This window comes from Streptomyces sp. SID11385 (genome assembly GCF_010548245.1).
Lineage (GTDB): Bacteria > Actinomycetota > Actinomycetes > Streptomycetales > Streptomycetaceae > Streptomyces.
This window is the reverse complement of the sequence record NZ_JAAGLR010000496.1, coordinates 1-7,867: the sequence shown is the minus strand read 5'-3', so window position 1 is coordinate 7,867 and position 7,867 is coordinate 1. Positions and strand designations below refer to the sequence as shown.

Annotated in this window: 8 protein-coding genes and 1 pseudogene; 3 read left to right on the top strand and 6 right to left on the bottom strand. The window is 74.4% G+C overall.

Features of this window, described 5'->3' with window-relative positions; genetic code table 11:
- Positions 1-154, top strand: a pseudogene (locus tag G3I42_RS37610) (ROK family protein); the annotation flags it as partial.
- A gap of 126 nt (positions 155-280) precedes the next feature.
- Here G3I42_RS37610 and G3I42_RS15360 read toward each other — a convergent pair.
- Both G3I42_RS15360 and G3I42_RS15355 read right to left on the bottom strand, forming a co-directional pair.
- A complete protein-coding gene (locus G3I42_RS15360) occupies positions 281-619 on the bottom strand; it encodes a hypothetical protein (protein WP_164286336.1) in 339 nt (112 codons plus the stop codon).
- 284 nt (positions 620-903) lie between these two features.
- Complete coding sequence (locus G3I42_RS15355) at positions 904-1,089, bottom strand: hypothetical protein (RefSeq protein ID WP_164286334.1); 186 nt, start codon at positions 1,087-1,089, stop codon at positions 904-906.
- Between the two features lie 173 nt (positions 1,090-1,262).
- Here G3I42_RS15355 and G3I42_RS15350 point away from each other — a divergent pair, with 173 nt between their 5' ends.
- Positions 1,263-2,342 carry an NUDIX hydrolase gene (locus tag G3I42_RS15350; RefSeq protein WP_164286332.1) on the top strand — a complete coding sequence of 360 codons (1,080 nt, stop codon included), beginning with the start codon at positions 1,263-1,265 and terminating at the stop codon, positions 2,340-2,342.
- 53 nt (positions 2,343-2,395) lie between these two features.
- On the opposite strand, the gene G3I42_RS15345 is transcribed toward G3I42_RS15350, so the two are convergent.
- The 3 genes from G3I42_RS15345 to G3I42_RS15335 all read right to left on the bottom strand — a co-directional run bounded on the left by G3I42_RS15345 (position 2,396) and on the right by G3I42_RS15335 (position 5,539).
- Positions 2,396-3,178, bottom strand: coding sequence for a chromosome condensation regulator (locus tag G3I42_RS15345; RefSeq protein ID WP_343244551.1), 783 nt, complete (start codon positions 3,176-3,178; stop codon positions 2,396-2,398).
- Positions 3,179-3,268: 90 nt separating this feature from the next.
- On the bottom strand, positions 3,269-3,982 hold the full coding sequence (locus tag G3I42_RS15340) for an MBL fold metallo-hydrolase (RefSeq protein ID WP_203606847.1): 714 nt from the start codon (positions 3,980-3,982) through the stop codon (positions 3,269-3,271).
- Positions 3,983-4,150: 168 nt separating this feature from the next.
- Positions 4,151-5,539, bottom strand: a complete 1,389-nt coding sequence (locus G3I42_RS15335) for a dipeptidase (protein ID WP_164286330.1) — start codon at positions 5,537-5,539, stop codon at positions 4,151-4,153.
- Between the two features lie 226 nt (positions 5,540-5,765).
- Here G3I42_RS15335 and G3I42_RS15330 point away from each other — a divergent pair, with 226 nt between their 5' ends.
- A complete protein-coding gene (locus G3I42_RS15330; RefSeq protein WP_164286328.1) occupies positions 5,766-7,082 on the top strand; it encodes a geranylgeranyl reductase family protein in 1,317 nt (438 codons plus the stop codon).
- Positions 7,083-7,208: 126 nt separating this feature from the next.
- Here G3I42_RS15330 and G3I42_RS15325 read toward each other — a convergent pair.
- Positions 7,209-7,867: MFS transporter (locus tag G3I42_RS15325; RefSeq protein WP_164286326.1), on the bottom strand; the 659-nt coding region annotated here is incomplete at its 5' end.

The following is a 7,867-nucleotide window of genomic DNA, read 5'->3' as shown; positions in this document are numbered from 1 at the left end:
CGACCTGCTCTTCACGCCGCTGCGCGCCGCGCTCCGGGAGTACGCCACGCTCTCCTTCGTCCAGGGCCTGGAGGTCGTCCCCGCGCAGATGGGCACGGACGCGGGCCTCGTGGGCGCCGCGGCGGGCGCGCTGCGGCAGCGCGCCACCTCCTGACGCGGCTCGCGCCGCGACGCGGCCCGGCCTCACGTCGGGGCATGCCCCGACCGGACGGTGAGGGATGCCTCGACGTGAGGGCGAGAGATGCTTCGACGTGAGGTGGAGCGTTCAGGGCCGGTGGCGTCAGCGCGCGCTCGTCGGCAGCGCCTCCTCGGTGTCGTGCCGGGCCGCCACCTCGTCCATGTCCACCGGCGCGGGCATCCCGAGCTCGGCGTGCACGCGCTGGTAGATGCCCTGCTCCAGGAGCGGGGTCTGGATCTGCTGATAGGGCGTCGGGCCGACGAGCGGCGTGATCCGCTTGATACGGCTCACGAGCCAGTCGCAGCGCATCGACCAGTAGCCGTTCACGGCTCCGTGCCGCGCGTCGTCGAGGTCCCGCCACAGATGGGCGAGTTCCTCCTGGAGCGCCGCGCTGAGGGGGCCGGTGCCGATGCCAAGGGGCGCGTCGGGAACCTGAGACATGGTGCGTCCTCGCGTTGAAAGGGAACAGTCCGCGAGGGACAGATTGCCGTGCGTGAGGGCTGTTCGGGCGATATCGGCGAAAACATCCGTCTCCCGTGGGACACGCGGTACGGTCGGGACCACCGCGCCGACCAGGGCACACCCTCTGAACGCCCTGCGCGCCCCATGGTGTGCGCCGGTGCGCCCCCGCGCTTCCATCCGCGCCCCGCGAACCGCTTCACGCCCCCTGGGGCCGCGCGTCTGCGCGCGTCGGCCCCGTGCGCCCCTTCGGCCCGTACCGTCCGTCAGGCCGCAAGCGTCCCGGCCGCTTCGCCCGTGTCGACCACGACGAGGTAGTCGTCCGAGGCGAGATCCATGACGACCGTCGCCGCCCTGCCTGCCGCCCGTTCCCGCGCCGCCCGCTCCTCCGCCGGCCAACTGCCGCGCGGGCCGCCCGCGGGAAAGCGATCCAGTACCTGTGTGTGCGTCATGGCGCACCTCCGCCTGTTCCAGCCGTGTCCTTGTCGTCCGTGCCAAGGCGTATGCCCCCGAAACGGGTCGTCACCCGCCACCGTGTGCCCCCGCGCGGGAGGTTGCGCCCCCGGGGTTTTCGCTCCCCCGCCGACCGGGCAAGCCACAGGAGGCCACGAAGAGAGGGGGGACCGTGATCGTCTGGATCAACGGGGCGACGGGTGCGGCGGTGCGGGCGGTGGCCCGCGAGGTGTGCGACGTCCTCGCGGACAGCACGCTGTTCGATCCGCGTGATCTCGTCGCCCGGCTCCCGGTGCCGCCGCCCGAGGGGAGCGATCCGCTCGACCTGCCGCTGTGGCGCCGCCTGTTCGTCGAGACGGCGGCGGCGCTGCTGGACGAGGTGGGCGGCGTGCTCGTGGTACCGCTGCCGCTGTACGCCCAGGAGCGGCGCGACCACCTCTTCGGCCGCCTCGCCTCGCGCGCGATCGCTGTGCACCATGTGCGGATCGAGGCTGACGAAACGATCCTGCACGCGTGGGCGGAGCCGGTACGGACCGAGACGGTACGGGTCGAAGCGGCGCAGGGGGACCACCTCGTCACCACGGCGACGCGCACCCGCCCCACGACCGTCAACGGCACCGCCGCGCCCGCCCCGGCCCGTACCACCGCCTACGCGAGCGCGCTCGCCGACTGGCTCACCGCCGACGCGCACCCCCTCCCCGCCGATCCGCACGGCCCGCGCCCCACCGCCGAGGCCCTCGCCCGGCTGCTCGCCTCCGGCGCCCTGCCCGCCTGCCCGATCGTGCAGACCGCCGAACCCACGGCGGAGACCCTCGCCGCAGGGGTGCTCCTCTTCGACGAGACCGGCCGTTTCCTCCTCGTCGATCCCACGTACAAGTCCGGCTGGGAGTTCCCCGGCGGCGTCGTCGAACGTGGCGAGGCACCCTCGCTCGCGGGCCTGCGCGAGGTCCAGGAGGAGACGGGCGTCCGCCTGCGGGCCGGGCTCCACCTCCTCGTCGTCGACTGGGAACCCCCGATACCGCCCGGATTCGGCGGCATGCGGCTCCTCTTCGACGGCGGGCGCCTCCCCGACGCGGCCCACGCCTCTCTCGTCCTGCCGGGCCCCGAACTGCGCGACTGGCGCTTCGTCACGGAGGAGGAGGCGGCGAAGCTCCTGCCCCCGGTCCGCTACGCGCGGCTGCGATGGGCGCTGCGAGCGAGGCGTACCGGCACGATCGCCTACCTGGAGCGGGGAACCCCGCTGACGGACTGAACCGGGGCTGACGTGACCAGCCCCGTTCGGCGTCGTCGACGAGGCTGCGGTCGCTACGCGAGCCGGACGCCGGACCAGCCATCGACGTCGCACTGCCCGTCGGCGTTGTTCCCCGCGGCCACGACCGTTCCGTCCGCACGCACGCCGAGCGTGTGCGCCGAACCGGCCGCCACGGCGACGATGTCGTGCCAGTCGCCGACCTCGCACTGTCCGTACCGGTTGTCTCCCGCCGCGAGGACGCGTCCGGACGTCGTGACGCCGACGGTGTGGTAACTGCCCGCGTCGAGCGCCAGCAGGTCCTCCCACGCATCGACCTCGCACGCCCCGGCCGTCCCGTCCCCGGTCGCCACGGCCCGCCCGTCGGCCAGGAGACCGACGGTATGGAGGCAGCCGGCCGAAACGGCGGTGAGGCCACGCCACCCTGCGACAGCGCACTGCCCTCGCCGGTTGCTCCCCGCTGCCACCGCCGAACCGTCCGACCGGACGCCGACCGAGTGCCAGTCACCGCACGAGATGCCGACCATCTCGCGCCAGGACCGTACGTCGCACTGTCCTTCCGCACCCCGGCCGACTGCCCGTACGCGGCCGTTCGCGAGAAGCCCGAGCGTGCGGCGCCAGCCCGCGGCCACGGCCGTGACGCCTTGCCAGCTGGCGACCTCGCACTGCCCGTCGTCGTTCCAGCCGGTCGCCGGCACCGTGCCGTCCGACCGGAGCCCCACCGTGTGGGACCTGCCCGTGTTCCGCGCGGTGTGGACGTTGCCGGCCGCCACCGCGACGACGTCCTCCCACTGCTCGACACGGCACTCGGCGGCTCGCGTCGCGCCCGCGGCGAGCACGGTCCCGTCCCGGCGCCGTCCGACCGAGTGACGCCTTCCGGCCGCCACTGCCGGCAGGTGGGTGAGCGTGTCGCCTCCTCGTGCGTACACCTACAACCCCCCGTCCCGCTCCGCCGCGTACACCAGCGCCGCCGCCGCGTCCTCCGTCACCGTCTCGCCGTGGCCCGGACACAGCACCGCCGGGCCCAGGACCGACAGGCGCCGCAGGGAGGCGCGGGCGGCCTCGCGGTCGATGTGGAAGACGCCGAGGCGCACGCGGTCCGTGACCGCCACCGTGTCACCCGTGAACAGGACGCCGTGCAGGGGCAGGTGGATCGCGATGCTGCCCGGGGTGTGGCCCGGCGTGTGCACGATCCGGGCACCGCCGCCGAAGGGGAGCGGGTCGCCGTCCTCCACCAGCCGGTTCACGCGTGTCGGGGGTGCGGGCGGCAGCCCGCGCGTCGCCTCCCAGATCGGCAGCTCCGCGTCGAGCAGCACCGGGGGCGGAAGCGGCGTCTCGTGCCGTAGGTAGGGGGCCTCCCAGCGGTGCGCGACCACCTCGGCGCCGTACGCGCGGGCCAGTTCCGCCGCTCCGCCGCAGTGGTCCTCGTGCGCGTGCGTCAGCACGACGCGCTCCAGACGGGCGGGGTCGAGCCCCAGCCCCCGGATGCCCGCCGCGATCTCCTCGCCCGCGCCGACCGGACCCGCGTCCACCAGGGTCAGCGCGCCGTCCGCGCCACCCGCGCCGTTCTCGTGCCACAGGTACGCCTGTCCCACCGGGAAGCGGAAGACGTGCAAGCCGGGCCGTACCGTCAAGGTGTCCATGCACCGAACGTGCGCCACCGGGGCCGGCTTCACACGCCGCTACGCTCTGGGCTGAGCGCGGGACACGGGCACCGGGAGTCCGGCACGGGCGGGCGGCGCGTTCGCGACCTTCGCGCGCGGCGCCGCCCGCGACCTTTCCGCGCGCGGCGCCGCCCCACCTCGTACCGCTCAGCGCCCGTCCGTCGCGTACTCCGTCAGGAAGACCGCCTCGGCGACCGCCAGCCGCTCCAGCTCCCGCGGCGACACGCTCTCGTTCGGCGCGTGGATCTGCGCCTCGGGCTCGCTCAGCCCGATGAGCAGGATCTCCGCCTCCGGGTAGAGCCCCGCCAAGGTGTTGCACAGCGGGATCGAGCCGCCCTGCCCCGCGTACTGCATCTCCTCGCCGGGGTAGGCGACGGCCATCGCGCGCGCCATCGCCCCGTACGCCGGGCTCGTCGTGTCCGCGCGGAACGGCTGGCCCTGGCCGACCTGTTCCACCGTCACGCGCGCGCCCCACGGGGTGTGCCGCTCGATGTGCGCCGTCAGCAGCTCCGTCGCCTTCACGGCGTCCTGCCCGGGCGCCACCCGCAGACTGACGAGCGCACGCGCCGCCGCCTGCACGGACGGCGTGGCACCGGAGACCGGCGGACAGTCGATACCGAGCACTGTCACGGCGGGGCGCGCCCAGATCCGGTCGGAAACGGTCCCCGAACCGATCAGCTCCACGCCTTCGAGGACCTTCGCGTCCGCGCGGAAGTCCTCCTCGGCGTACTGGAGCCCGTCCCACTCCGCGTCCGCGGGAAGCCCGTCGACGGCCGTCGAGCCGTCCTCGGCCCGCAGCGAGTCGAGGACGCGCACGAGCGCCGCGAGCGCGTCGGGCGCCGCGCCGCCGAACTGGCCCGAGTGCAGGTTCCCCGCCAGCGTGTCGATCGAGACCCGCACCATCGTCATGCCGCGCAGTGTGGTCGTCACGGTCGGCAGGCCGACCCGGAAGTTGCCCGAGTCGCCGATGACGATCGTGTCGGCGCCCAGCAGTTCGGGGTGCGCCTCCGCGTACCGCTCCAGGCCGCCCGTGCCCTGCTCCTCGGAGCCCTCGGCGATGAACTTCACCGTGACGGGCACCCCGCCGTTCGCCTTGAGGGCGCGCAGCGCGAGGAGGTGCATGAGGACACCGCCCTTGCAGTCGGCCGCGCCGCGCCCGTACCAGCGCCCCTCGCGCTCCGTCAGCTCGAACGGCGGCGTCCGCCACGCCTCCTCGTCGAGCGGGGGCTGGACGTCGTAGTGCGCGTAGAGCAACACCGTCGGCGCGCCCTCGGGGCCCGCGAGCCTGCCGTAGACCGACTGGGTACCGTCCGGCGTGTCGAGGAGCGCGACGTCCTCGAAGCCCTCCGCGCGCAGCGCGTCCGCCACCCAGCGCGCCGCGCCCTCGGACTCCGCGCGCGGGAACAGCTCGAAATCGGCGACGGAACGGAAGGCGACCAGCTCCGCCAGTTCCTCCTGGGCGTGCGGTATCAAGGAGGCGACGGATTCCGCGAGCGGGTTCGCTGCGGCGGATTCCGCAGACGGATTCGGCGACATGGGCACCCTCCAGGGGACTGCGACGTTGTAGCGGGTACACCGGGTTCTCCGCGCGGTCCCACAAGGGACTTCACGGACATCCCGACGGCTCGCGCGCGGGTGTGTGCACGGCGAACGATCTCTCGATACTCCCACAGCCGGACCACCTGCCGCCCGGCCGTAGGATGCCCGGGAAACCGGGGTCACGCACAGCAGTCAACAGCGGGATGGGGAGCGGAAGCACATCGTGAGCAGCGACAACACAGCTCAGGACTCGGCGGCCACCTCACGGGTGTGGGACGTGGTGGTGGTCGGCGCGGGTCCCGCCGGAGCCTCGGCGGCCTACGCGGCGGCCGTCACGGGGCGGCGCGTCCTGCTCCTCGAAAAGGCCGCGCTGCCGAGGTACAAGACGTGCGGCGGCGGCATCATCGGGCCCTCCAGGGACAGCCTGCCGCCGGGCTTCGACCTGCCGCTCCAGGACCGGGTGCACGCGGTCACCTTCAGCCTCGACGGCAAGTACCAGCGCACCCGCAAGGCCCGGCACATGCTCTTCGGCCTCGTCAACAGGCCCGAGTTCGACCTCGGGCTCGTCGAGGCCGCGCAGGAGGCGGGCGCCGAACTGCGGACCGGTGCCGTCGTGCAGCGCGTCGAGCAGCACGGCCCCGCCGTGCCCGACCGGCGCACGGTCGCGCTCGTCCTCCAGGGCGGCGAGACGCTGCTCGCGCGGGCCGTCGTCGGCGCGGACGGCAGCGCGGGGCGGATAGGAGCGCACGTCGGCGTCAAGCTCGACCAGGTCGACCTGGGGCTCGAACTGGAAATCCCCGTGCCCGAGACCGTCGCCGCCGACTGGAAGGGCCGCGTGCACATCGACTGGGGCCCGCTGCCCGGCAGCTACGGCTGGGTCTTCCCCAAGGGGGACACCCTCACGGTCGGTGTCATCTCCGCGCGCGGCGAGGGCGCGGCGACGAAGCGGTACCTGGAGGACTTCGTCGGCCGCCTCGGCCTCGCCGGCTTCGAACCGAAGGTCTCCAGCGGCCATCTGACGCGCTGCCGCACCGAGGACTCGCCGCTCTCGCGCGGCCGGGTCCTTGTCGCGGGTGACGCGGCGGGGCTCCTGGAGCCGTGGACCCGCGAGGGCATCTCCTTCGCGCTGCGCTCGGGGCGGCTCGCGGGCGAGTGGGCGGTACGGGTCTCCGAGGCGCACGACGCGGTCGACGCCCGCCGTCAGGCCCTCAACTACGCCTTCGCCATCAAGGCCGGGCTCGGCGTCGAGATGGCGGTCGGCCGCCGCCTGCTCGGCATCTTCGAACGCCGCCCCGGCCTCTTCCACACGGCTCTCACCACCATTCGCCCCGCGTGGAGCGCCTTCGCCCGCATCACGCGCGGCTCCCTCACGCTCGCCGAACTCGTCCGCAACCACCCGCTCGCCAACCGCGCCCTCCAGCGCCTCGACCCGCAGCCGAGGAAGCGCGGCGCCTCCGCCTCCGGCCGCGAGCCGAGCCCGGCCGCCGACGCGGCACCGGAGGAGACCCCCGACGGGACGGGGGCGGGGGCGCGGGGCTGATACGCGGGGGCGCCCCGGCTTGTCCTCGTACGTGGACGAGCCGGGGCGCTCGCAGGGAAGATGTGCCGGGGCGTGCGCAAGCCCTCCTCGTCCCGCCCCGCCGTCCTCACCGGCGGGGCGGGTGCTTCAGGCCGTCTCCGCGACCCGCGGCGTGCGCGCCTCGCCCGCCCGCCGCGTCGTCCACGCGATGACGCCCGCCAGCGCCGCGAGGACCGAGACGCTGAGCAGGGCGGTCGGCAGCGAGAACCAGTCGGCCATGAAACCGATGACCGGGGGGCCGAGGAGAAGGCCGCCGTAGCCGAGCGTCGAAGCGGTGGCCACGCCCTGCGGGCCGGCGAGGGTGCCCGCGCGGCCGATCGTGGCGGGGAAGATGTTCGCGACGCCGAGGCCCATGACGGTGAAGCCGACGAGCGCGAGCCACAGGGTCGGCGCAAGCGCGGAGATCAGCATCCCGGCCGCGGAGACGAAGGCGCCGCCGACGACGGTGAGGGTCGGGCCGAGCCGTTCGAGGAGCGTCGTTCCCGAGAGCCGCCCGATCATCATGGCGAGCGCGAAGAGCGAGTACCCGGCGGAGGCGGTGCCCGCGCTCGCCTCCAGGTCCTGGTCGAGATGGAGCGCGCCCCAGTCGGCCATCGCGCCCTCCCCGTACGAGGAGCAGAGCGCGACCACGCCGAGGATGACGACGACCCCCGTGATCCTGCCGTGCGCCGGGGCCTTCGCGGCCGTGCCGCCGCCGGACGGCTCCGGCGGCTCGGCGCCCTGGGCGGGCTTGGCGGGCCGGGTCG